Below are 22820 nucleotides of genomic sequence, written 5' to 3' on the forward strand. Positions count from 1 at the left end.
GCTCTAACGCGCCCTTCAACGCATCAACAGTCCTAGCCTGCGCTGCCAACACTCCAGGTTGACCCTCCAGACGCTTGATTGACGGTAGAGAGACTGTTGACGCCTCTGCCAAGTCCTTCTGCTCCCATCTTAGTAGCGCGCGTGCGGCCCGGATTTGTTCGCTCGAAATTGGCATTCTTGGTTAGCCTCGCAGGAACCATATTAATACCTCAGGTATTGACAGTCCCCTGAGTATCGGTTAATACCTCAAGTATCGCATATCGCAACTTGAGGAGCAATACCATGCTGAGCACCAGTGTTCAGGCCGCCGCCGAAGGCTTGCCAGCCCCTAATCTGATTGACAGCATAGCCGCGCTTCAGGCTGGCGAGGCCGCATACGAGGTGCATCCCATTGTCAAGATGTCTCGTTACACCGACGAACAGGAAGAAGCGGCAGTTGCCGAGACATACGGGCCTCCGCTCGAACTTCTGAGCACCTGGGACCGGCCTGCTACCACCAAAGAAGAAGCAATTGCCGCTCTGAGGTGTGCGCTGAGAGAGTGTCCTTCCTGTTCTCTGCTACTCGACAAGATGTTGACCGTCGCCGTCGCGTATTTCGACCAGGAAGGCGGTGCAGCATGATTACCCGCCGCCTTCTCCTTCGCAATACCGTTGCCGCAACGGCAGTGGTTGCGACCGCCGCTGCCCCGGTCGCAGCGGAAACTGCTCAGCAGAACAACCCGGCCATGGATCATTGGGCGGCGTTTATCGCTTCGCTCGGGGAGCGCGCACCGGCAGGAAGCCGCATTCAAATATTCGGTGGCGCAAAGCACGTTCGCGCCGAAATTATGGTGACTTCAATAGAACAGGTCCATCCGAAGGTGGCGATGCCTGTAGAGCGCATCGTCGCCTCCTACCGGCTTCGGCCTGAAGGATGGGTTTCGGAGGATCGGCCATGAACGTCACCCGCCGTTCAACCTTCGCCGGGGCCGCCGCCCTCATCGCCACTGCTGGAGCTGCCAAGGCCGAGCCGGCTATGTCACCAGCCTTCCAGGCCGTGGCCGACGAGTTCACGGCATCGGTTGCCGAGTATCGCGCGATCGATGACTGCATGACGGTTCTTCTCAACTCCTTGCCGGAAGATGTTCTTTTTCCTGTGTGGAGGCCAACGCCTAAAACGCGCCAGGACCCTGCGTGGAGTGGCACCAAGTTCACTGACTCGGATGGGGTGTCGAGTTATTTCAACCGGCTGATATCAAGCCACCAGAACCTTATCGACCAGTTCGGCGGCGAAGCTGACAACGCGCTTGTGAGAGGTCACCGCGCGGAGCAAAATCGCTTGAGAGAATATCGTGACGAAGGCGTTGCGTACCTCCAAGAGAAGTCGGCATCCCGCAAGGCGTCCGGCCTTTACGAACTGGACGAGCGTCAGGAAGCCGCATCCGAGCGCGCCTGCGCCGCGTTCACAGCTCTCTTGGAATACCCGTGCCAGTCGCTCGATGAAGTTCATACAAAGGCCCGTTTGATGCTGTCGGCACCTAGCGCTTACGGCGGCGAGCTCGAAATCAGTGAGGCGCGGACGCTTCTCCGGTCGATACTGGGTGCGGCGTCATGAGCAAATTGCACCCCATGTTTCTGCTAGACGGCAGGATAATGACGCCGACCGGACGAGGTTCGTTTCGCTTTGTGGAAAAAACCAGCCTCGAAGAACTTCTAGTGGCGTACGACCGGGCATATCCTGACTTTACCGACGATCCGCGCGAAGATGTGATTGCGGCCTATCGGGAAGCGGAAACTCATGCCATGGCGAACGTTACATTTGGCATCCAGGCTGTAGACCGTTCGATTGATACCCTCGCCAAGCGTTAGTGATATTCTCTCCCTATGCGGCTGCCGCATCGCCGCAAAGGCCGGCGCGCAGGGCTGTCCCTCAATAGACCCTCTCCAGCGCGCCGGCCACTCTTTCAGCCGTCTTCATCCCGCCAGATGACCTTGCGCACCATTTTGATTTCGGCCAATCGCCTTATGCGGAGCCCTTCCCTCTCCTGAGCAGTCGGACACCAATTCGTCGCGGTGAGATAATCCTTCGACTTACATTTTTGACATCGCATCTGGCACTCTAGGCGACGAGGTGGAATGTCGCCCGCAACCTTAATCAGGTCAGACGGGAGATAGACGCGCGCGTTAGCCGGCACACCGAGCAATACACGCGGATCAGACCTCCGTCGTCATGGGCTTTGGAAAGCGTCGGGCTATCCCCTCGCCTATCTCGATACTGTTCTGGCATGAGAACGAAATAGGAACAAATCCCTTGCATCGGCAAGTGGATTCATGAGAGAAATTGCCTTCATCAAGGAATTTTCACATGACCGAACCGAAGCCGGCGACGGACGGCGAAGCTATGTCCGCATTGGAAATAGCCGCTGATGAAGCCATTGAAGCGTGTGGCGGCGACGCCCGCGCCGCCATCATCGGCCTGTTGGTCGCAAATGACTTTCTGGAGCGCGAGCTTGAGCTGACACGGGTTGCCGTATCGTCCGGCTTCTCGCGCGGCTGGCACCGCCGGAAATCGGAATAAGTGGCTTCGAAATCTTGAGGTGCAAAAAGGCCCACCTCGAAGTGATCGAAGCGGGCCGTTTGCCCATCCACTGCTTTCCGTGGAGCCAGTTAAAACTGCCCGTCGAAAACTCAATGGCTGGCACCTGCTAAACAGTTGACTCGCGAGTTTGTTCCAAGGCAGGCGGCACGAAAAAGACGCAAACAACAGCTCGCCTTCGCGATGGCAGTGAGGGCGGCTTCTTATCTGCCGTGAGTTATGGGGACGCCACCGGCCAGCTGCTTTCCCTGGTAAAGAGCGGGATATGGTGAGGCAGATGAAATTCCCACCCAGACGGGAACGACGAGAAGTCAACCTTGACAATATGCCAGTCCTGGCATATATAGCCACCATCTCAGTTTGGCTGGGATAAGGGAAAAGAGGAGCGTGCACATGAAATTAACTTTTACGGGGAATCCCCCAGGGAGCGAGAATGTCGCGGAAGACGTTTTTTATCGGATCTAGTCTACAAGATATTAGGGAATTCCCGGAAGAAGTAAGGCGCGAAATCGGATTTGCATTACATCTTGCAGAGGGTGGCGACCGGGCCATTAATGCGGTGCCGCTGGCAGGATTTGGGAGCGCGATGGTTCCCGAAGTTATAGTTGATCACGACGGTGACACTTTCAGGGCCGTCTACACTGTGAAATTTAAGGAGGCTGTATATGTCCTGCACGCCTTCAAGAAGAAGTCGAAGAAGGGTCGCGAAACGCCGAAGAAAGAAATCGATTTGGTGAGGCAGCGCCTAAAGGCAGCGGAAACTCACTATGAAGAGCACTTCGGAAAGAACGCAAAGAGGAAAAGAAATGCCAATCTACAGGGGCGATAACGATCAGGTCGTTGAAAGCTCTGGAAATGTTTTTCACGACCTCGGCATTGAGCTCAATGCCGAGGAGGAATTTAAGAATGCAATAGCGAAGGAGATTACGCGACTAATCACCGCCCGCGGCTATACTCAGAAGAAGGTAGCGGAGATGCTTGGCACTGACCAAGCCAAGGTGTCGCAAATCACCCGTGGTCGCCTTTCGGGATTTTCCGCGGAGAGATTAATTCGTTTTCTGCTTTCGCTTGGCATCAATGTCGACGTCCACCTTTCGACAAACCGCGATCGAGAAGGACGTGTCACAGTCCATGCACCCATGGCCGCATGCGGATAGACGACATCTAGGTAAACGTTAAGCCCTGCTTGAGCGGAGTTTTCTTTCCCGAATGCAAAGTTGGCCCGCACCATTCAAAGCGGCGGGCCTTCTTATTGCTTGTATTAGCAACCGCTCGACGCGACTAGGTCAGGCCGGCGGCGGTCCGACCGTCAATAAAAGATTGCCCCGGTCGCTACGCTGGACGCAGCACATGCCCAAAGAATCTGCCTCAATATTCATTGAAATCTTCCTCGAACTGAGGGGCTGCCTCCGCTCGGGCTTGTTCAAGCTCGTCCAAAGTGTGTAGATCGAAAAATTCTGCTGCTGTGTAGACAGATTTACCGGTGAAGGCGTCACCTAATTCACACACGGCAAGCTTTGACAGCCCAGATATCCGCAACCCGCACGCAATGCATTCAAAAGATGCCGGAAGCATTGTCTGCCGCTGAATAACTTCCCCTTCCCTTTCGTCGACTTCGGTTGAAACCGGCCCATTTGGACTACCCTGAAGGAGTGCTGGTGAACGGCAAGACGGGCAATCGACGCGATGGCCGGCATGGCGGGTTGCCCAGGTTGTGGCCTGCGTGAGGGCAATTTGTCTTTCTTCGTCAGACTTATTCGACCAAACTTTTTGGTGAGCCTTTATGTCTTGCTCGACAGCCTTTGCGGCCTCATCTTCCAACACTTCGATCATCGATTGGGCACTGCTTGGGTCGGAAAGAATGTCCTTTAATTCCTTTCCCATCACAGCGAGTAGCATCCTCAGAGCTAGATAAAAGTTGGGCAGCCACTTCGAAGTGCCCAATTCGGAGAAAATTAGTTCTCCGCTGTGCAGCTCGGCATTGCGCCGCTTCAGATGCTGTGTGCAAAAGCCAGCAATTTCGGGAGTCACCTCCGGCACAAGTTCGGTAAGGCGCGCAATCACTTCGTTTGTGGTGATAGAGACGGGCGTAAACTTCTTCGCTGTAGGCTCCTTCCCCAGCGCGTATGCCAGATTTCGCCAATTGTTAGCATCAGCCAATAGAACTGGTGAAATATGCGCCAAGGTGGCCCTTGCGACCAACTCAAGTGCGAATGTGGACCAAAGGCCGAATTGCCAATCCACGGCAGAATGCGATTCCATTCTTTCTATAAAAAGTTGAGACTTGGCAAATAGGGCCTCTTCAGACCAGGGACCGTTGGCCACCCTAACTGTCGTTGTCATAGTGCTGCCTCCGATAAATATATCCTTTCGATAATCCGTTCTCGTCCGGCAAGGGCGCGACTTCTGCCATGCAGCATTAGCCAATTATCAATTATCAATGTATCGCCAGGCTGAAGCAGGAAAATTTCCTTACCATCACCCCATTTCATGTCACCACCAGTCATAAAATCTGTAACCGCACGAGCTGCAGCGTTCATAGGCGTGAGAAAAAGCGAATCCCATCTCAGTCCAAGCGTTGAGCCCGAGGAAAACGCCAACGTCAGCAAACCCGCCTTGCCGTAGCGACTGGAACGCCGAGGCTTGACCAATGCTCGTTGAAGGACTTGCAGGCCTACGGCGTTAACTATAGCGGAGGCCGGAAGTAATCTTGTACCAACATGAGGGGTACCGAGTACACATCGAAGCATCAAGTATCGCGGCGGTTTCGCCCAGTGAGCAAGGTCGGTGTGGAGTGGAAACTCCTCAAGACCGAACATTCCACTGTATTGGCTTTTAGGGGCCTCGCATTCCTTCTTCGGCTTCAGCGTCTGGACCGTGGGAATTCCGCTTCCCGGGAGAAAGGCGTCGAGGTCCAAAACTGTACCAACAAGGCTTGCTACCTCGCGTGTTGCCTGACTGCGCTGCCACTGGGGGATAAACGCATAGCCACCATGCTGTAATTGGCGAGATAACTCGGGACTAAGTCGATTCGGCCTCATGTACGTCCACTCATGCATCAAACGCGTCTGTTGTTGAAACATTCACCACATATTTGTTGCTATTCTGTTGCTATATTCGATTTTCTAATCTCAATTTTTGCAAATTCCCTTTATATTACAACTGGATAATAGACTATCAAAAAGTTCGTATCCAGCCCTTGAACCAGCGCTTGCGCTGGGCGAGCCAGGTGTTGAAATCCTCCGGCCCGTCTTCGCGCGTCGGGCATGACAGGGTGTCGGCCCGGTAACCGAAGCGCGCCAGCCGCAGGCCAAGATCGGCATCCTCGGTTACGTTGTAGGGGTCCCAGCCACCCACTTCTTCCAAAGCCGAGCGGCGGAAATGGTTGGAGGTGCCGCCGAGCGGCAGCACCAGCCGGTGCGCGGCCAGCCATGGCAGGAGCCGCCGGAAAAGGCCGGCATATTCGAAGCCGAACATATTCGAGATGAGGCTTGCCCGGCGGTTCGAAATCTCGAGCGGCGCCTGAAGGCAGCCAAGTTCCGCATCTGCGGCTTCGAACCTTTGCCAGGCCTCCACCAGTTGCATTGGGTGCGGCCTGTCTTCGGCATCGTAGAGCACCACGAACTCCCCGCTCGTCAGCGGCAATGCATAGGCAAGCGCCTTCGGCTTGGTACGCGGCAGCGACGCCGGCACCGACACCACTTCGACATAGCTGCGCAGCGGGTGCGCCCGGATTGCCTGGACCGTCTCCTTGTCATCCTCTTCGCAAACCAGCTTGATCTCCAGCTTGCTGCGCGGCCATTGCAGCTTGCTCAGCCCGACCAGAAGCTGCGGCACGACTTCCGCTTCCCGGTGGAGCGCGACCAGCACCGAATAGACCGGCATCTCAGGCGACAGCGCCGCCGATGGCCTCTGCGGCGGCCGCTTCTCAAACCAGAAGGCGGCGGCAATGCGCAGCGCCACGCAGGCCAGGAAAAATACCGAGAACAGGACATGCAGCAGGACGAAAAAAGCCGTCGATCTCAAAAGCAGCGCGGTCGGCACGGTGACCGCGAAGGCCCCGAGGAAGAAAGCCTGCCAGGCGCTCAGGACATTGCGGGCAGAGCAATCGGGTCGCTGCTCGTAGAGACCGTTCAGGGCGCGTTCGGTCAGTGTCTTTCGCGACCGCCGCAACACCGCCTGCCGCAGAACCGCAGGCGCCACGATTCTCGCACGCCGGGAGAGCTCGCTGCCTTGGAAACGGCGCAGGCGTTTCCAGCCGGCCAGATCCGGCGCAATGAGAAAGACGATGCGACCGAAACCATCCTCGATCCGCGCCGCGCCCTTTGCCGGCTTCTGCCGCAGCATCGTCAGCGCCTGCTCTTCCCGCAGCATCAGGCTGTGCGGGTTGATCCTCGTCTCGAACCTCATCCCAAGCTCGTCGGCGATGGCGCGATAGAAGGCGATTTCCGTGACGAGGCCGGACACAAGAAGTTCGGCCTGGAAAGTCGTGCCATTGATACCCGCGCGCGAGGCGATGACGACGCTATCGTCGAAGGAAATGCCCAGCCGATCGAGCACAGGCCGCCATTCCGCCACCTCTGGCAGCACGAGAACCGCAAAAAGACTTATGCTGCCGTTCGCAGCCTCAATTTCGGCATGGAATTCGTCAGGCCGTTCGGCCTCATGAAAAGAAAAACCGCGGACGCGCTCGGATTCTAGCGCAGCCATCGAACACCGGTCCGGATTTGCCGATCGCCCGCGCCGAATTCACAACGCGCACACAAATCCGGCGGCCTGCTCAATGCAGGTGCCCCATGCCCTCCACCGCAGTAACCCCGCGTCGGCACAAAATGCGCCATCGCAACACCCCCATGTTGCAATCCCCGCGTGCATTAATGCACATCCTGACGCCTGCTGCCATGGTAAAAAAGCAAGTGCTAATTTATCAGCCGGCCAAACGAGATGAGGCCTTTCGACAATGTTTTTGCCTGCCGGCCACGGGAAGGCTAAAGGTCTATGCACTTGTTCGCATTGCCAGGCGTTTCATGAAAGCACGTTCGATCCTGATTGCCGTTTGTTGCGCGCTGACAGCGCTGAGCGCACCGGCGCGTGCGGCAGGACCTGATGTTCCGGTTTTCTGGGACACCAAGGAGCGCTTGCCCAAGCCGGACCTTTCGACGCTTGAGAGACTGCGCTTCCTGACCACCACCGATTTTCCGCCGTTCAATTTCCTCGATGGAAACGGGCGGCTATCGGGCTTTCATGTCGACCTTGCCCGCGCGATCTGCGCCGAACTCGATATCGCGGCGAAGTGCCAGATCCAGGCCCTGCCATGGGGCGAGCTCGACGCGGCTTTGCAGAAGGGCGACGGTGAAGCAATCATCGCCGGTGTTGCGGTGACGCAGGAAAACCGCGCGAAATATGCTTTCTCGCGGCCTTACCTGCAATTTCCGGCGCGTTTCATCATGCCGAGATCGTCCGCCGTCGCCGAGCCGATCTATGCCAAGCTGGAAGGCAAGCGCATCGGCGTTCTCGCCGGCTCGGCGCATGAACGCCTGCTGCGCAGCTATTTCCCGGACGTGAAGGCGGTGACCTATGCCAAGCAGGAATGGCTGTTCGACGATCTGAAGGCCAACAAGCTCGACGGCGCTTTCGGCGACGGCATGCGCTTCGGCTTCTGGCTGGGCGGATCGGAAGCCGCCGGCTGCTGCCGCTTCGCCGGAGGCCCTTATCTCGCCCCTGAATATCTCGGCACCGGGCTTTCAATCGCCACCAAGGCCGACAATCCGCAACTGGCGGATGCCCTGAACTATGCGCTGCACGAAATATCGGTGAAGGGCACCTTCGCCGAATTGTATCTGCGCTATTTTCCGGTTGGCTTTTACTGAGTCAGCGCCCTGCCCTGAACGGCAACGCCAGCAGCCAGCCAAGCCGCGACGGTCTTTCATCGCGCCACTCCTCGAGGCCGATCGCCATGCCGTCATGGCCGCGTTTCGGCTGGCCGACGTAAGTCCTGAAAAGCCGATCCCAGAACGAGAAGTTGAAGCCGTAGTTGGAGTCGGTCTCAGGCCGGTCTGTTGAATGATGAACGCGGTGCATGTCCGGCGTGACGATCACCTTGCGCAGCCAGCGATCGACCGAGGGTGAAATCCGAACGTTCGAGTGGCTGAACATCGCAGAGCCGTTGAGTACGATCTCGAACACCAGCACAGACAACACCGGCGCGCCAAGCGCTATCACCACACCTGCCTTCCAAACCATGGACAGCATTATCTCCAGGGGGTGAAAGCGCAGGCCGGTGGTGACGTCAAAGCCCGTATCGGCATGGTGGACGCGGTGGATGCGCCACAGAACCGGCAGTTTGTGGCTGGCGACATGCTCCAGCCAGACTGCAAAATCGAGCGCGACGAAGGCGATGATGCCGCCGAGCACGCCGTCGAGGCCGGCAGCGCGCGAAAGCCCCCAGCCTTTCATCTCGGTAAAGGCTGCCGCACCGACAGCTGCAGCCGGAAAGACCACACGCAATATCAGCGACGAGATGACCAGCATCGACAGATTGGCGAACCAGCGGCGCGATTTCAGCGCCCCGGCCATTTCCTGACGTTCCAGCCGCGGCGACCACAGTTCGAACAGCGCCATGGCGAGGAAGATCACCAGGAAGGCGGCCGTGCGGACGAAGGCCTCGGACCCTGCGGCATCGCCCATCACATGCTGCCGGTCACGTCAGCATGCGGTGGCGTGCCTTGGTCGCCCATTCGATCGCCGAAATCATCTTTTCCTCGACGCTGAGATGACGCCGCAGAAGCTGCAGCACGCGCACCTCCTCCAGCCGCATTTCGAGATCGACGGCGGCGACTTCGAGCGCGGCGGCGTAGGCCGTGTCGTGGAGGCGCTTTGGTATGGCCTTGGCGGCGGCCGCAAGAACGCCGTCGAGACCTTCCTGCTCGTGCAGCAGCTTCTGGCAGTCCTGCCCGATGCGGACGAGTTTCTGGTCGTTGAACCCTTCGAACACCGGCCAGGAGCGAACCACGTCGCCGATGCGCGCAAGTTCGAGATCGGTCATGTCGCGATCGGAAGCGGAGGTAACAACCATCAGGTAGATCAGGGCTTCATGGGCGGTGGGGCCGGGCATTTGCTGTCCTTGGGTTGCAATGGGCTTCGAAGTTAGGAAGGCGCCACCCATACCGCAAGGAAAAACGCCCGCAATCGTTGACGCTTCTTGCCGCGCGCCTTAGAGCAGGCATCGCCGGACTGTGCCGGCAAATTATGCAGGAATGGCGACATGACGGGATCAAACATCATCGATCTCAACCCCGAACTTCTGGCGGCCGCGACGGAAAGCAAAGCCTGGCCGTTCGAGGAGGCGCGCAAAATCGTCGCGCGCTATAAAGGTCGCGATTTTCCCGAGACCGTCCTGTTCGAGACCGGCTACGGCCCGTCCGGCCTGCCGCATATCGGCACCTTCGGCGAAGTGGCGCGCACCACCATGGTGCGCCACGCCTTCCGCGTGCTGACGCAGGACAAGGTCAAGACCAGGCTGCTGTGCTTTTCCGACGACATGGACGGCATGCGCAAGATCCCCGAGAACGTACCGGACCGCGCCGCGCTTGAGCCCTATCTGCACATGCCGCTGACCGCCGTGCCAAATCCGTTCGGCGGCGACTATGCCAGCTTCGGCGACCACAACAACGCGATGCTGCGCCGTTTCCTCGACACCTTCGGTTTCGACTACGAATTCGCCAGCGCCACCGAATATTACAAGGCCGGCCGCTTCGACGAGGTGCTGCTGCGCGCCGCCGCCAAGTATGACGACATCATGAAGGTGATGCTGCCGACGCTGGGCGAAGAGCGCCAGGCAACCTACAGCCCGTTCCTGCCGATCTCGCCCAAGAGCGGCCGCGTGCTCTACGTGCCGATGAAGAATGTCGACGCCAAGGCCGGCACCATCACCTTCGACGACGAGGACGGCCAGGAAACCACCCTGCCGGTGACCGGCGGGCGCGTGAAGCTTCAGTGGAAGCCGGATTTCGGCATGCGCTGGGCCGCCCTCAATGTCGATTTCGAGATGTTCGGCAAGGACCACCAGACCAACCAGACCATCTACGACCGCATCTGCGTCATCCTTGGCGGCCGCGCGCCGGAGCATTTCGTCTACGAGCTGTTCCTCGACGAGAACGGCCAGAAGATCTCGAAGTCGAAGGGCAACGGCCTGACCATCGACGAATGGCTGACCTATGCGCCGACCGAGAGCCTCGGCCTCTACATGTTCCAGCGCCCGCGCCAGGCCAAGAAGCTGTATTTCGACGTCATTCCCAAGGCGGTGGACGAATACTACGCCTTCCTTTCCGCCTACCCCAAGCAGGAGTGGAAGGAGCGGCTGGGCAATCCGGTCTGGCACATGCATGACGGCAACCCGCCGGCGATCGACATGCCGGTGACGTTTGCGCTGCTGCTCAATCTGGTGAGTGCTTCGAACGCCGACAGCAAGGATGTGCTGTGGGGCTTCATCTCGCGCCACGCCAAGGATGTCACGCCGAAGTCGCATCCCGAGCTCGACCGGCTGGCGGCCTATGCGGTGCGCTATTTCGACGATTTCGTGAAGCCGACGAAGTCCTTCCGGAGCCCGGACGAGGTCGAGAACGCAGCGCTTCAGGCGCTGTCGGACGCGCTCGGCCAGTTGCCGGCGGATGCAAGCAGCGAGGCGATCCAGAACGCATCGCTCAATGTCGCCCGCAAGATCGAGCGCTATCAGGATCATTCCAAGCAGAGCCCGGAAGGCGGGCCCGGCGTTTCGGTCGCCTTCTTCCAGATGATCTATCAGGTGCTGATCGGCCAGGAACGCGGCCCGCGCTTCGGCTCGTTTGCCGCGCTCTACGGCATTGCCGAGACGCGCGCGCTCATTGCAAAGGCGCTTGCTGGCCAGTTGGCGGCGTAGGCGCAGGCGGGAAAGCGCCAGGAGCCACTGGAACAGTTTCCTGTGGCTCGACCGGGATAACCGGTGACTCATCCGGCGGCGGAAGCGGCGCGGGCAAGGCGCTTGTGGTCGAGGGCGAAAGCGTCACGCTGACGCGCGCCGGCGGCGGACCGAATATGCCCTTCTTGTCCGACTGGGCCTTTTCGCCGGCCTCCGCATAGGGGCCGCCGGTGGCGGCGCGCGCCCAGCCATTGGCCACCAGCCAGGCGCCGACATCCTCCTTGCCAACGCGGCAATCGGCGGAAATGACGGCGCGGTCGGGCTCGGGCGGAACCGTGCAGGTGACAGCGCGGCCGCGCAGCCAGGAACGGAACGCCGTGCGCGCCCGCGCGCCGCATGGCCACGACGTGCCCTCGAAGCTGCACTCGTCGCTCGCCGGCACGGGTTCGATGCCGGCAATGGCTATCGAATAGCCCTTGGCCTCGATCTGCCCGGCCGAACTCGCCACCGGCTGGTAAAGCGGCGTGCCCTTCCAGTCTTCGGGGGCTACCGGCTTCGGCGGCTTGGGCGGCAGTGCGAGGCCGAGCTGGCTCAGCGGCTCGCGCGGCGCGATGCGCTCCAGCTCGCCGGATTTGGTCGATGGCGCGGCGTTGTTTTCCGGCGCAGGCGTCGGGGATTCCGGAGCGACCGGCAAGACGCTGTCGTCGGCCGGTGAGCTCTGCTGCGTGTCGTCGGAGGGGGAGGAATCCTCATCCATCGGCGGGAGATCGGTTTCGTCGGGCACTTCGATCTTCGACGGATCGTAGGCTGCATCATTCGCCGTGATCGCGTGCCCGCCGGCAACGATGGCGAAGCTCAGGCCGAAAAGTGCAGCCACCGTCAGCGCGAATATGCCGGGACGCATCAGGCGGCGCCTACTGGCTTGCCCAGACGATGCGGGCGAGCCAATCGACATCGCCCATCGCTATGTTGCGGACCGGGTGTTCGGGGTTGATCGACAAAAGCTCGATTTCCTGCGCGCTGCGGCGTACCAGAACCTTGGCCATGACCTCGCCGGACTGCGTCTTGACGACCACGCGGTCGCCCTTGCGCACCGTCGCGCCCGGCTCGACGATCAGCACGTCGCCATTGCGGTAGAGCGGCAGCATGGAATCGCCCTGCACCTGCAGCGCGTAGGAGTTCTCGGTCGACTGCGCCGGCAGTTCGATCAGGTCCCAGCCCTGCCCGGCCGGAAAGCCGGCATCGTCGAAGAAGCCGCCAGCACCGGCCTGCGCAAAACCAAGCAGCGGCACCGAGGATTTCTGCACCGGTAGCGGCCGGTCATCCTTGGATCGTCCCTCGACGAGCCCGAGAAACTCGTCCAGCGAGGAATTCGTCGCCTCGATGATTTTTGCCAGCGACTCGGTCGAAGGCCAGCGCGGACGACCGTCGGCGGAAGCACGCTTCGACTTGTTGAAGGCAGTGGAATCGAGCCCTGCCCGCTTCGCCAGCCCGGAAGCCGAGAGCGAGTATCGTTCGGCCAGCGCATCGATGGCGGCCCAGACCCGGTCGTGCGAAAGCATCGTCATGGTCCCGAAACAGGAAAAAATACCTCTATGTTCTAGCGCGGGTGCGAGAGGTTGTCCAGACGATCGATGCTCGAAGCAAGCCTATTATCTCGGACGAAATTCGCTTTGCCCCAATTATCCCAACCATGATACTTTTACGCCTATGAAGAACACTCACCGCCCCGCGTCTCAACAGCTCCAACCCGGTAAGCTGACCCGCTTGCGGGGGGAAAAAATCAGCGCAGTCGAGGGCTTGGCGCTGTCGTCGCGTATGAGTGGAATCCTGGCACATGCGGAGCGCAATGGTCTGAGCGGCGAAGAAAGCCGCGCCCTCATCCGGGCCGCATTCACCAGCAAAAAAACTGGCTGAGCGTGAGTTATACGGCAGAGCACGACCCGCTTTGCTATCCGGGTACAACCGTTCTCAAGAACAAGCTCGATATTCGAAGCCAGTCAGATTTGGACGAGTACGAACTCGCCGTGTTCCTGACGCGCGCCGATGAGGACTGGCCGACGGGACAACTCGATTACGAACACTACAAGGCCCTGCATCATCACCTTTTTCAGGATGTCTATGAATGGGCGGGCAAGCGACGCACGATTCGCATAGGCAAAAACGGCAACTGGTTTTGCTATCCGGACTATATCGACCAGGAGATGGATCGCGTTTTTGGAGTTCTATCGGACAAGAACCACCTGATCGGCCTATCTGTCGATGAATTTGCCAAAGCGGCTGCGCATGTCCTGGCCGAAATCAATGCAGTGCACCCTTTCCGCGAAGGCAACGGCCGCACTCAACTGGCGCTTCTGTCAATTCTCGCCGAGCATGCGGGCTTCCCCTTCGATGACGACAAGCTTGACCGCGACCGCGTGATCCAGGCGATGGTCGACAGTTTTTCGGGAAACGAAGCGCCGCTATCCGATCTGATCCGAGATATCGTATCGCCCTGAAGGGCGCTCCCTCAGCCCTTCTTCGCCAGCGAGCGCAGGCCGTCGTGGGATTGCATGAAGATGCGCTCGGCTTCGTTCGGCGCGCGGGCTTTCGCCTCGCTGCCGAGTGCTGCGATCACTTCGTCGATTTCGAGGAAGCGGCGGTTGCGGGCGTCGTAGACGCCGGCGGTCGTCAGCACCAGCGCTGCGGTGACGCCATTGTCGAGGATGAATTCATGACGGCCTATGACCTGGGTTCCCTCCCAGGTCTCGACCGTGGAAACGACATCGAACTGCCGCCACAGCCTGATTTCGCGCACGAAGACGGACTGGAGCCCGCCCATCATCGGCGCCCAGCTATTCCTGCGCGCCAACCCGATCAGGCCTGCGCGCAGAAAGATATCGATGCGGCCAAGATCGGCCAGCATCATGTAGCGGGCATTGTTCAGGTGCATGTTGGTGTCGATGTCGGTGGGCAGGCAGCGAAAGCTCAGCCTGCTTTCATTGCCCATGCGATAGATGCCGCGGCGACGCGCCGTCACCGCGGTCTTTAGAAGCCGTGCCCAGACATACATGCTTTTCGCTGAAAGCGGCCGTCAGGCCGCCTTCTTCGCCTCCGCCTTGGCATAAGGATCGAAGCGCTCATAGAACGTCTCGCCCTTCTCGGCCATGTCATGCAGCAGCTTGGGCGCCTTGAACTCGACGCCATATTTCTTCTGCAGCGACTTCGCGAGCTTGACGAACTTTTGGGCGCCAATGCCATCGATATAGGACAGCGTACCGCCGGTATAAGGCGCGAAACCGAAGGCGAGGATCGAGCCGACATCGGCCTCGCGCGGGTCGGTGACGATGCCCTCTTCCATGACGCGCGCCGCCTCCAGCGCAATCACGACGAGGAAGCGCTGCTTCAGCTCCTCGAAGTCGATCTTGTCGGGGTTGCGCTGCTTGTAGAGGTCCTTCAGGCCCGGCCACAGCTTCTTCTTGGCGGGCTTTGCCGGATAATCGTAAAAGCCCTTGCCGTTCTTGCGGCCGAAGCGGCCATGGTCGTCGACCATGGTGTTGATGAGCTTCATCTGCTCGGGATCGACGGCCTTCTCACCGAGATCGCGAATGGTCTGCTTCATGATCTTCTGGGCGAGGTCGACTGCCGTCTCGTCGGTCAGCGCCAGCGGCCCGACCGGCATGCCGGCAGCGCGCGCGGCATTCTCGATCATCGGTGCCGGCACGCCCTCGATCAGCATCTTGAAGGCTTCCGACATGTAGCGCAGCACGCAGCGATTGACGTAGAAGCCGCGCGTGTCGTTGACGACGATCGGCGTCTTCTTGATGGCGCGGACATAGTCGATCGCGACCGCCAGCGCCTTGTCGCCGGTCTTCTTGCCCAGGATGATCTCGACCAGCAGCATCTTGTCGACAGGCGAGAAGAAGTGGACGCCGATGAAATTCTTCGGCCGCTTCGAATTCTGCGCCAGCGACGTGATCGGAATGGTCGAGGTGTTGGAAGCGAACACCGCCGAAGGCTTCAGCACGGCTTCGGCCTTTTCGGTCGCGCCCTTCTTGACCTCGGAATCCTCGAACACCGCCTCGACGACGAGATCGCAGCCGTCGAGATCAGCATAGTCGGCCGTCGGCGTGATGAGCGACAGCAGTCTGTCCTTGTCTTCCGCCTTGGCACGGCCCTTCTTGACCTGATCGGAAATCAGGCTTTCGGAATGGGCCTTGCCCTTGGCAGCTGACTCCATGTCGCGGTCGAGCAGCACCACCGGAATACCGGCCTTGGCGGTGACATAGGCGATGCCAGCACCCATGAAGCCGGCGCCGAGCACGCCGATCTTCTTGAACTTGGTCGGCGCCACGCCCTCGGGGCGCCGCGCGCCCTTGTTGAGTTCCTGCAGCGACACGAACAGCGAGCGGATCATCATCGCCGCTTCCGTTGTCTGCATGATCTGCGTGAAATAGCGCTGCTCGATCCTGAGGCCGGTGTCGAACGGCACCAACAGGCCTTCATAGACGCATTTCAGGATCGCGCTGGCAGCCGGATAGTTGCCGTATGTCTCGCGGCGCAGGATGGCGATTGCCGGTGGCCAGAGATTGGCTCCCGCCGCCGAATAGACCGGGCCGCCCGGCAGCTTGAAGCCCTTTTCATCCCATGGCTGGACCGGCTTCAGGCCGTTCTTGATCATCGCCTTGGCGGTTTCGATCAGTTTTGACGGCTCGGCGATCTCGTGGATAAGGCCCATGCCCTTGGCCTTCTGCGGCGAAAGGTTCTGGCCGGACGTCAGCATCTGGAGAGCCGACTGCGGATCGGCCAGGCGCGGCACGCGCTGGGTGCCGCCGGCGCCGGGGAAGATGCCGACCTTCACCTCGGGCAGCGCCATCTTCACCTTGTCGGAATCGGCGGCAACGCGGCCATGGCAGGACAGCGACATTTCGAATGCGCCGCCCATGCAGGTGCCATTGATGGCCGAGACCCACGGCTTGCCGGAGGTTTCCAGCTTGCGGAACAGCGCGCCCATCCGGCCGGCAGTGTCGAACAGAAGTTTTACCGCCTTGTCGTGGTCCTTGGCCTCTTCCTCATGGAACAGCGTCAGCATGCGCTTCAGCATGGTCAGGTCGGCGCCGCCGGAGAACGAGTCCTTACCGGAGGTGATGACCGCGCCCTTGATCGCCGCATCGCCTGCGACCTGGTCGACGATCTTGTCGAGTTCGTTCATCACCTCTTCGGTGAAGACGTTCATCGATTTTTCCGGCATGTCCCAGGTGACGAGTGCGATGCCGTCAGCGTCGGTTTCGACCGTGAAATTTGTGTAGTCAGCCATTGGAGAAGTTCCTCCTTGAAATCTGTTGCGTCAGCGGAATGTCGCGACGGTGAAACTGCGGGCCTCTCCCCGTCACTATACGGGGAGAGGATGCCGGCAGGCAGGTGAGGGGCGGAGCTAACTTTGCCTAGTCAGGCGCTGCCCCTCATCCGGCCCTTCGGGCCACCTTCTCCCCGCAAGCGGGGAGAAGGAAGAGGCGCTACACCCGTTCGATAATCGTGGCGGTGCCCATGCCGGCGCCGATGCACAGCGTCACCAGCGCGGTGTTGAGGTCACGCCGCTCCAGCTCGTCGAGCACCGTGCCGAAGATCATGGCGCCGGTGGCGCCCAGCGGGTGGCCCATGGCGATCGCGCCGCCATTGACGTTGATCTTGTCGTGCGGAATGTCGAAAGCCTGCATGTAGCGCAGCACCACCGAGGCGAAGGCTTCGTTGAGTTCGAACAGGTCGATGTCCGAGATCTTCATCTTGGCGCGCTTCAACAGCTTTTCCGTCACGTCGACCGGGCCGGTCAGCATCAGCACCGGCTCCGAGCCGATGTTGGAGAAGGCGCGGATGCGCGCGCGCGGCTTGATGCCGAGCGACTTGCCGGCCTTCTTGGAGCCGAGCAGCACGGCGGCCGCGCCATCGACGATCCCGGACGAATTGCCGGCATGGTGGACGTGGTTGACCTCCTCCACCTCCGGGTGCTTCTGCACCGCGACGGCGTCGAAGCCGCCCATTTCGCCGGGCATGACGAAGGACGGGTTGAGCGAGGCCAGTGACTGCATGTCGGTGGACGGACGCATATGCTCGTCACGGTCGAGGATGGTCAGGCCGTTCTGGTCCTTCACCGGAATGACCGACTTCTTGAACCAGCCCTTTTCCCAGGCGTGTGCTGCGCGCTTCTGGCTCTCGACGGCATAAGCATCGACGTCGTCACGCGAAAAACCGTATTTCGTGGCAATCAGATCAGCCGAGATGCCTTGCGGCACGAACCAGCCCGGAAAACCGACCGAGGGGTCCATGAACCAGGCGCCGCCAGACATGCCCATGCCGACGCGCGACATCGATTCCACGCCGCCGGCAATGACGATGTCGTCCGACCCTTGAGCGATCTTGGCAGCGCCGAAATTGATGGCATCAAGGCCAGAGGCGCAGAAGCGCGAAATCTGCATGCCGGGCGCCTTGGTATCGTAGCCGGCCTCGAAGGCGGCAGCGCGCGGAATGACCGAGCCCGCCTCGCCGACCGGGTCGACGCAGCCGAAGATGATGTCGTCGACCGTGCCGGTGTCGAGATCGTTGCGGTCACGCAGCGCCTCCAGCACTTTCGCGCCGAGCCTTACCGCCGGCACCTCATGCAGCGAGCCGTCCTTCTTGCCGCGTCCGCGCGGTGTGCGCACGGCGTCATAGACATAAGCGTCAGCCATCTTTTTTCTCCCAGTGTTTCAGGATCAGCGCGTCACAGGCTGCGCGCGATCAACAGTTTCATGATTTCGTTGGTGCCGCCATAGATGCGCTGCACGCGGGCGTCGCGGTACATGCGGGCGATCGGATATTCGTTCATGTAGCCATAGCCGCCATGCAGTTGCAGGCATTCGTCGACGACCTTGCCCTGCAGGTCCGACAGCCAGTATTTCGCCATGGATGCCGTTACCGGATCGAGCCCGCCATTAATGTGACGCTCGACGCAATTGTTGTAGAAGACACGGCCGATGGTGACTTCAGTCTTCAGCTCGGCAAGCTTGAACTGGGTGTTCTGGAAGTCGAGGATCGTCTTGCCGAAGGCCTTGCGCTCCTTGACGTAGTCGATGGTCAGCGCCAGCGCCCGCTCGGCCATGGAAATCGCCGTCGTGCCGATCTGCAGGCGTTCCTGCGGCAATTGCTGCATGAGCTGGACAAAGCCCTGCCCTTCCTCGTGACCCAGGAGGTTCGCAGTCGGCACGCGGACGTCGTTGAAGAACAGTTCCGACGTGTCGTTCGATTTCAGGCCGATCTTGTCGAGGTTGCGGCCGCGCTCGAAACCCTCGACCTCGTCGGTCTCGACCACGATCAGCGACGTGCCCTTGGCGCCCTTGGCCGGGTCGGTCTTGGTGACGACGATGATCAGATTGGCAAGCTGGCCGTTGGTGATGAAGGTCTTCGAACCATTGATGCGGTACTGGTTGCCATCCTTCTCGGCGCGCGTCTTGACGCCCTGGAGGTCGGAGCCCGCGCCGGGCTCCGTCATGGCGATGGCGCCGATCAGCTCGCCGCTCGCCATCTTCGGCAGCCATTTTTTCTTTTGCTCTTCCGAGCCGTAGTGGAGGATGTAGGGCGCGACGATCGAGTTATGCAGCGCAATGCCGAAGCCGTCGACGCCGACATGGCTGATCGCCTCGATGATAGCGCTCTCATGGGCGAACGTGCCGCCCGAGCCGCCATATTCCTCAGGCATGGAAGCGCAGAGCAGACCGTTCTCGCCGGCCTTCTGCCAGCTTTCACGGTCGAAAATCTCGGCCTTCTCGAATTCATCGTAGCGCGGCGCGATCTCGGCCTCGAGAAACTTCGACGCCATATCGTAGAGCATGGCGACGTCTTCGCCAGCCCATTCGGGCTTCGGCAGGCCAAGCACTTCTGCGGGATTGGTGGTCATGGGTTCACTCCATCCGCGGCGCCAACGTCCCCCTCCCCCCTGAGGGGAGGGTGGCCGCGAAGCGGTCGGGAGGGGTCGCCGACGAGATACTCGGCCTTTTCCTTCACCGCCTGCGCTACGTGCCAGGCACTGTTCATAACATCCGGCTCATCCATCCTGAGAGTCGTGTAGCCAAGAGATTTCAAATATGCATCGCGATTTGCATCGTGGCGCTTGCCGTTTTCGGTCTCATGGAGATCACCGTCGACCTCGACAATCAATCGGACCGACGGGCAAAGAAAATCGACGATATATGGCCCGATCGGCGCTTGGCGCCTGAACTTGAGGTCATGTGCTCGCAACTCGCGCAGTTCGTACCAGAGCAGCGATTCCGCTTTCGTCCCGTGGAGACGAAGCGAGCGCGCCTTTTGCCGCATTTCGAAACTGACACGGGTTCGGGGCACTTTACCAATTCTCCCAACGTGCATTTTCAGACTTGAGGTCGGCGCATGGCCGCGCTGACCCCTCCCGACCGCTTCGCGGCCACCCTCCCCTCAAGGGGGAGGGGAACGCCGAGCACCCTAAAACGCTTCCGCGTCCAGCGCCATCATCGTGTCGGCACCGGTGGAGATGCGGGCGAGGTGTGCCGCCGTCTCGGGCATCACCCGCTCCATGAAATAGCGGCCGGTGACCAGCTTGTTTTCATAGAAAGCGGCAGAGCCGTTGCCGAGCTTGCCCTGCGCGGTCTTGGCCATGCGCGCCCACATGTAGCCGAGCGCGACGAGGCCGAAGAGGTGCAGGTAGTCGGTCGAGGCAGCACCGGCATTGTCGGGCTTCTGCATCGCATTCTGCATCAGCCACATGGTGGCGGCCTGGAGATCGTTGAGGCCCTTCTTCAGCGCCTTGGTGAAAGGCGCCATCTTCTCGTCGGCGCGGTTTTCCTCGCAGAATTCGCCGACTTCCTTGAAGAAGGCCTGCACGGCGCGGCCGCCATTCATCGCAAGCTTGCGGCCGACGAGGTCGAGTGCCTGGATGCCGTTGGCGCCTTCATAGATCATGGCGATGCGGGCATCGCGCACGAACTGGCTCATGCCGTGTTCTTCGATATAGCCATGGCCGCCGAAAACCTGCTGCGCCATGACGGCGTGGTCGAAACCCTTATCGGTCAGCACGCCCTTCACGATCGGGGTCATCAGGCCCATATGGTCGTCCGCCGTCTGGCGCTCGCCATCGTCGCCCGAACCATGGGCGACATCCGACTTCAGCGCGGTCCACAAAACCAGCGCGCGGCCGGCTTCGTTGAAGGACTTCATGGTCATCAGGTTGCGGCGGATGTCGGGGTGGACGATGATCGGATCGGCCTTCTTGTCCGGCGCCTTGGGGCCTGACAGCGAGCGGCCTTGGATGCGCTCCTTGGCGTAGGTCACCGCGTTCTGGTAGGCAACTTCCGACATCGCCAGCCCCTGCAGACCGACGCCGAGACGGGCTTCGTTCATCATCGTGAACATGGCCTTGAGGCCGCCATTCTCGGCACCCAGCAGCTTGCCGGTCGCCTCGTCGTAATTCATGACGCAGGTGGCGTTGCCGTGAATGCCCATCTTCTCTTCGATGGAGCCACAGGAAACGCCGTTGCGCTCGCCGGGGTTGCCGTCTGCATCGAGATGGAATTTTGGCACGATGAACAGCGAAATGCCCTTCACGCCTTCTGGCGCACCTTCGATGCGGGCCAGCACCAGATGGACGATGTTGTCGGCCATGTCGTGCTCGCCGGCCGAGATGAAGATCTTCTGGCCGGAAATCTTGTAGGTGCCGTCGCCATTGGGCACTGCCTTGGTGCGCAGCAGGCCGAGATCGGTGCCGCAATGCGGCTCGGTCAGGTTCATGGTGCCGGTCCAGGTGCCCTCGACCAGCTTCGGCAGCCAGGTGTTCTTCTGCTCTTCTGTACCGTGGACGAGGATGGCAGCCATCGCGCCCTGGGTCAGGCCGGGATACATCATCAGCGCCATATTGGCCGAGACCATGTATTCGGCGACCGCCGTGTGCAGCGAGTAAGGCAGGCCCTGGCCACCATATTCGGCCGGCACCGCAAGACCCATCCAGCCGCCTTCGCGATACTGGTCGTAGGCTTCCTTGAAGCCCGTAGGCGTCGTCACCGAGCCGTCGTCATGGCGCACGCAACCTTCGAGGTCACCGGTGCGGTTGGTCGGCTGGAGCACGTTTTCGGAAAGCTTCGCGCCTTCGGCCAGGATGGCTTCCAGCACATCGGGCGTGGCGTCGGAAAATCCGGGAAGATTGCTGTAGCGCTCGTAGCCAAGCACCTCATTCAGCACGAAAAGCGTATCCTCGACCGGGGCCCGGTATGTCGGCATCTTAAATCCTCCGCCACAATACTATGCGGCTCCCGACGCGCGTAATCCAAGCGTCGAGTCCGCTTTCCAGATGGCCATAGCAATAATTGACGTTTGCGTAAACGTCAATTTTTTCATGGTTGTGAATTTTCTGAAGGAGGACGGCGGCAAGAGACCGCAAAGCTAGCCGCAAGTCCACGTCGACAATATGAAAAAAGCCACACAATGTCGTCGGACATTGTGTGGCTCAGTTTTCGAAATGCCCGAGGCCGAAAAGGCCTTCAGGCATCAGCACCGGCTCAGCCGTTCGCGGCAACCGGCAGCGGACGGTCGGCAAGCATGCCGCGCACCGCCGACATGGCATTGCTGAGTTCGCCGATGGCGTCCTCGATCGCCTCGCGCTGCTTGTGCAGACGCGAAAGCTGCTTTTCCGACTTGTCGAGAGCGAGCTTGAGCTGCTTGGCGTTGGTGCCCTTGGGATCGTAGAGATCCATCATCTGCTTGACGTCGCGCAGCGAGAAGCCAACCTTCCTGCCGAGCAGGATCAGCTTCAGCCTTGCCTCTTCGCGATGGGTGTAAAGACGCGTGCTGCCTTCCCGCTTCGGGTTCAGCAGGCCCTTGTCTTCATAGAAACGAAGCGTGCGAAGGGTCACGCCGTATTTCTTGGCTATTTCGCCGATGCGGGAAAGATCGGTTTCCGCCGCGTCGGTAACAGTTTCAGTCATGGCCGCCGTGTTGCCGGCCTGCATAAGCTTCATCGTCATGTTCTTTTGCTTCCCCGTTGGCCACCGCGGTTTGACCGGCGGGGCCTGAACGAAAGCAATCGGGGCTGTGCTTCCGTTCGTGGTTTCAACGAATACTGCGCAAGGGTGCTCAAGCACCGCTTACGTTTACGTAAATGCTATACTCAGAGTGCCGTTACGTTGCAAGCGCCAACTGAATGAAACTGTTTTGCGACTTTTCGTTGCATTCTTCGCCGCGCGGTAAGGTTGGTTAACAACTTGTTTACCACGTTGGGGGAAATGTGCGCATGTCGGTCTGCCGTGGATAGTCTGTATTCGAATTGTTCATGGTTTTCGGAGCGCGGGAAAAACCCTGGAAAGCCAAGCTTTC

The 22820-nt window shown here is 60.0% G+C and carries 23 protein-coding genes; 10 read left to right on the forward strand and 13 right to left on the reverse strand.

Going from position 1 to position 22820, the window contains the following annotated elements; all coding sequences use genetic code 11:
- Positions 1–282: 282 nt before the first annotated feature.
- The 7 genes from BM413_RS26685 (at position 283) to BM413_RS26720 (ending at position 3732) form a co-directional block, all read left to right on the forward strand.
- Positions 283–621 carry a hypothetical protein gene (locus tag BM413_RS26685; RefSeq protein WP_091917906.1) on the forward strand — a complete coding sequence of 113 codons (339 nt, stop codon included), beginning with the start codon at positions 283–285 and terminating at the stop codon, positions 619–621.
- Positions 618–938 (forward strand): hypothetical protein, encoded by a 321-nt coding sequence (locus BM413_RS26690; RefSeq protein ID WP_091917907.1) that lies wholly within the window; start codon positions 618–620, stop codon positions 936–938. Before BM413_RS26685 ends, BM413_RS26690 begins: the two co-directional genes overlap by 4 nt.
- Positions 935–1594, forward strand: coding sequence for a hypothetical protein (locus BM413_RS26695; protein ID WP_091917908.1), 660 nt, complete (start codon positions 935–937; stop codon positions 1592–1594). Before BM413_RS26690 ends, BM413_RS26695 begins: the two co-directional genes overlap by 4 nt.
- Positions 1591–1848 carry a hypothetical protein gene (locus tag BM413_RS26700; RefSeq protein ID WP_139238663.1) on the forward strand — a complete coding sequence of 86 codons (258 nt, stop codon included), beginning with the start codon at positions 1591–1593 and terminating at the stop codon, positions 1846–1848. Before BM413_RS26695 ends, BM413_RS26700 begins: the two co-directional genes overlap by 4 nt.
- 496 nt (positions 1849–2344) lie before the next feature.
- Entirely contained in the window at positions 2345–2557 is a 213-nt protein-coding gene (locus BM413_RS26710; protein ID WP_091917910.1) for a hypothetical protein, read from the forward strand.
- A gap of 451 nt (positions 2558–3008) precedes the next feature.
- On the forward strand, positions 3009–3404 hold the full coding sequence (locus BM413_RS26715) for a type II toxin-antitoxin system RelE/ParE family toxin (protein WP_091917911.1): 396 nt from the start codon (positions 3009–3011) through the stop codon (positions 3402–3404).
- On the forward strand, positions 3382–3732 hold the full coding sequence (locus BM413_RS26720; protein ID WP_091917912.1) for a helix-turn-helix domain-containing protein: 351 nt from the start codon (positions 3382–3384) through the stop codon (positions 3730–3732). The genes BM413_RS26715 and BM413_RS26720 overlap by 23 nt, the downstream gene beginning before the upstream one ends.
- A 211-nt stretch (positions 3733–3943) precedes the next feature.
- Here BM413_RS26720 and BM413_RS26725 read toward each other — a convergent pair whose 3' ends face one another.
- On the reverse strand, positions 3944–4918 hold the full coding sequence (locus BM413_RS26725) for a hypothetical protein (protein WP_210188980.1): 975 nt from the start codon (positions 4916–4918) through the stop codon (positions 3944–3946).
- 834 nt (positions 4919–5752) lie between these two features.
- Entirely contained in the window at positions 5753–7285 is a 1533-nt protein-coding gene (locus tag BM413_RS26735) for a glycosyltransferase family 2 protein (protein WP_091917914.1), read from the reverse strand.
- 317 nt (positions 7286–7602) lie between these two features.
- Between BM413_RS26735 and BM413_RS26740 the strand changes: the two genes are divergently transcribed.
- Positions 7603–8445, forward strand: coding sequence for a transporter substrate-binding domain-containing protein (locus BM413_RS26740; protein WP_091917936.1), 843 nt, complete (start codon positions 7603–7605; stop codon positions 8443–8445).
- A gap of 1 nt (position 8446) precedes the next feature.
- Here the strand turns inward: BM413_RS26740 and BM413_RS26745 are convergent, their stop codons facing one another.
- Complete coding sequence (locus tag BM413_RS26745) at positions 8447–9262, reverse strand: sterol desaturase family protein (protein ID WP_091917915.1); 816 nt, start codon at positions 9260–9262, stop codon at positions 8447–8449.
- 13 nt (positions 9263–9275) lie between these two features.
- Positions 9276–9689 carry a tellurite resistance TerB family protein gene (locus BM413_RS26750; RefSeq protein ID WP_091917916.1) on the reverse strand — a complete coding sequence of 138 codons (414 nt, stop codon included), beginning with the start codon at positions 9687–9689 and terminating at the stop codon, positions 9276–9278.
- A gap of 150 nt (positions 9690–9839) precedes the next feature.
- On the opposite strand from BM413_RS26750, the gene BM413_RS26755 reads away from it, so the two are divergent.
- Positions 9840–11492, forward strand: a complete 1653-nt coding sequence (locus BM413_RS26755) for a lysine--tRNA ligase (protein WP_091917917.1) — start codon at positions 9840–9842, stop codon at positions 11490–11492.
- Here BM413_RS26755 and BM413_RS33265 read toward each other — a convergent pair.
- Together BM413_RS33265 and BM413_RS26765 are read right to left on the reverse strand one after the other, a co-directional pair.
- Positions 11455–12375 (reverse strand): thermonuclease family protein, encoded by a 921-nt coding sequence (locus BM413_RS33265; protein ID WP_175544451.1) that lies wholly within the window; start codon positions 12373–12375, stop codon positions 11455–11457. The two genes, BM413_RS26755 and BM413_RS33265, sit on opposite strands and share 38 nt — an antisense overlap.
- A gap of 10 nt (positions 12376–12385) precedes the next feature.
- Entirely contained in the window at positions 12386–13033 is a 648-nt protein-coding gene (locus tag BM413_RS26765) for a S24 family peptidase (protein WP_091917937.1), read from the reverse strand.
- 357 nt (positions 13034–13390) lie between these two features.
- On the opposite strand from BM413_RS26765, the gene BM413_RS26770 reads away from it, so the two are divergent.
- Complete coding sequence (locus BM413_RS26770; RefSeq protein ID WP_091917918.1) at positions 13391–13969, forward strand: Fic/DOC family protein; 579 nt, start codon at positions 13391–13393, stop codon at positions 13967–13969.
- Positions 13970–13980: 11 nt separating this feature from the next.
- On the opposite strand, the gene BM413_RS26775 is transcribed toward BM413_RS26770, so the two are convergent.
- The 7 genes from BM413_RS26775 to BM413_RS26810 all read right to left on the reverse strand — a co-directional run bounded on the left by BM413_RS26775 (position 13981) and on the right by BM413_RS26810 (position 22471).
- Positions 13981–14523: a thioesterase family protein gene (locus tag BM413_RS26775; protein ID WP_091917919.1), complete on the reverse strand. Its 543-nt coding sequence runs from the start codon at positions 14521–14523 to the stop codon at positions 13981–13983.
- A gap of 21 nt (positions 14524–14544) precedes the next feature.
- Positions 14545–16767, reverse strand: coding sequence for a 3-hydroxyacyl-CoA dehydrogenase NAD-binding domain-containing protein (locus BM413_RS26780; protein WP_091917920.1), 2223 nt, complete (start codon positions 16765–16767; stop codon positions 14545–14547).
- Between the two features lie 199 nt (positions 16768–16966).
- Entirely contained in the window at positions 16967–18175 is a 1209-nt protein-coding gene (locus BM413_RS26785; RefSeq protein ID WP_091917921.1) for an acetyl-CoA C-acetyltransferase, read from the reverse strand.
- Positions 18176–18207: 32 nt separating this feature from the next.
- Positions 18208–19380 (reverse strand): acyl-CoA dehydrogenase family protein, encoded by a 1173-nt coding sequence (locus tag BM413_RS26790; RefSeq protein ID WP_091917922.1) that lies wholly within the window; start codon positions 19378–19380, stop codon positions 18208–18210.
- Positions 19377–19796: an endonuclease domain-containing protein gene (locus BM413_RS26795; RefSeq protein ID WP_244538038.1), complete on the reverse strand. Its 420-nt coding sequence runs from the start codon at positions 19794–19796 to the stop codon at positions 19377–19379. Before BM413_RS26795 ends, BM413_RS26790 begins: the two co-directional genes overlap by 4 nt.
- A gap of 144 nt (positions 19797–19940) precedes the next feature.
- A complete protein-coding gene (locus BM413_RS26800; RefSeq protein WP_091917924.1) occupies positions 19941–21728 on the reverse strand; it encodes an acyl-CoA dehydrogenase C-terminal domain-containing protein in 1788 nt (595 codons plus the stop codon).
- A 278-nt stretch (positions 21729–22006) separates the two neighbouring features.
- A complete protein-coding gene (locus BM413_RS26810; RefSeq protein WP_162931697.1) occupies positions 22007–22471 on the reverse strand; it encodes a MerR family transcriptional regulator in 465 nt (154 codons plus the stop codon).
- Positions 22472–22820 lie beyond the last annotated feature (349 nt).

The sequence above is a fragment of the Mesorhizobium sp. YR577 genome (assembly GCF_900116595.1).
Classification (GTDB): Bacteria; Pseudomonadota; Alphaproteobacteria; order Rhizobiales; family Rhizobiaceae; genus Mesorhizobium_M.

Excerpts from the sequence above, each read along its gene's own strand:
- BM413_RS26685 (WP_091917906.1), top strand. The coding sequence starts at position 283 with ATGCTGAGCACCAGTGTTCAGGCCGCCGCCGAAGGCTTGCCAGCCCCT.
- BM413_RS26690 (WP_091917907.1), top strand. The coding sequence starts at position 618 with ATGATTACCCGCCGCCTTCTCCTTCGCAATACCGTTGCCGCAACGGCA.
- BM413_RS26695 (WP_091917908.1), top strand. The coding sequence starts at position 935 with ATGAACGTCACCCGCCGTTCAACCTTCGCCGGGGCCGCCGCCCTCATC.
- BM413_RS26700 (WP_139238663.1), top strand. The coding sequence starts at position 1,591 with ATGAGCAAATTGCACCCCATGTTTCTGCTAGACGGCAGGATAATGACG.
- BM413_RS26710 (WP_091917910.1), top strand. The coding sequence starts at position 2,345 with ATGACCGAACCGAAGCCGGCGACGGACGGCGAAGCTATGTCCGCATTG.
- BM413_RS26715 (WP_091917911.1), top strand. The coding sequence starts at position 3,009 with ATGTCGCGGAAGACGTTTTTTATCGGATCTAGTCTACAAGATATTAGG.
- BM413_RS26720 (WP_091917912.1), top strand. The coding sequence starts at position 3,382 with ATGCCAATCTACAGGGGCGATAACGATCAGGTCGTTGAAAGCTCTGGA.
- BM413_RS26725 (WP_210188980.1), bottom strand. The coding sequence starts at position 4,918 with ATGACAACGACAGTTAGGGTGGCCAACGGTCCCTGGTCTGAAGAGGCC.
- BM413_RS26735 (WP_091917914.1), bottom strand. The coding sequence starts at position 7,285 with ATGGCTGCGCTAGAATCCGAGCGCGTCCGCGGTTTTTCTTTTCATGAG.
- BM413_RS26740 (WP_091917936.1), top strand. The coding sequence starts at position 7,603 with ATGAAAGCACGTTCGATCCTGATTGCCGTTTGTTGCGCGCTGACAGCG.
- BM413_RS26745 (WP_091917915.1), bottom strand. The coding sequence starts at position 9,262 with ATGGGCGATGCCGCAGGGTCCGAGGCCTTCGTCCGCACGGCCGCCTTC.
- BM413_RS26750 (WP_091917916.1), bottom strand. The coding sequence starts at position 9,689 with ATGCCCGGCCCCACCGCCCATGAAGCCCTGATCTACCTGATGGTTGTT.
- BM413_RS26755 (WP_091917917.1), top strand. The coding sequence starts at position 9,840 with ATGACGGGATCAAACATCATCGATCTCAACCCCGAACTTCTGGCGGCC.
- BM413_RS33265 (WP_175544451.1), bottom strand. The coding sequence starts at position 12,375 with ATGCGTCCCGGCATATTCGCGCTGACGGTGGCTGCACTTTTCGGCCTG.
- BM413_RS26765 (WP_091917937.1), bottom strand. The coding sequence starts at position 13,033 with ATGCTTTCGCACGACCGGGTCTGGGCCGCCATCGATGCGCTGGCCGAA.
- BM413_RS26775 (WP_091917919.1), bottom strand. The coding sequence starts at position 14,523 with ATGTATGTCTGGGCACGGCTTCTAAAGACCGCGGTGACGGCGCGTCGC.
- BM413_RS26780 (WP_091917920.1), bottom strand. The coding sequence starts at position 16,767 with ATGGCTGACTACACAAATTTCACGGTCGAAACCGACGCTGACGGCATC.
- BM413_RS26785 (WP_091917921.1), bottom strand. The coding sequence starts at position 18,175 with ATGGCTGACGCTTATGTCTATGACGCCGTGCGCACACCGCGCGGACGC.
- BM413_RS26790 (WP_091917922.1), bottom strand. The coding sequence starts at position 19,380 with ATGACCACCAATCCCGCAGAAGTGCTTGGCCTGCCGAAGCCCGAATGG.
- BM413_RS26795 (WP_244538038.1), bottom strand. The coding sequence starts at position 19,796 with ATGCGGCAAAAGGCGCGCTCGCTTCGTCTCCACGGGACGAAAGCGGAA.
- BM413_RS26800 (WP_091917924.1), bottom strand. The coding sequence starts at position 21,728 with ATGCCGACATACCGGGCCCCGGTCGAGGATACGCTTTTCGTGCTGAAT.
- BM413_RS26810 (WP_162931697.1), bottom strand. The coding sequence starts at position 22,471 with ATGACGATGAAGCTTATGCAGGCCGGCAACACGGCGGCCATGACTGAA.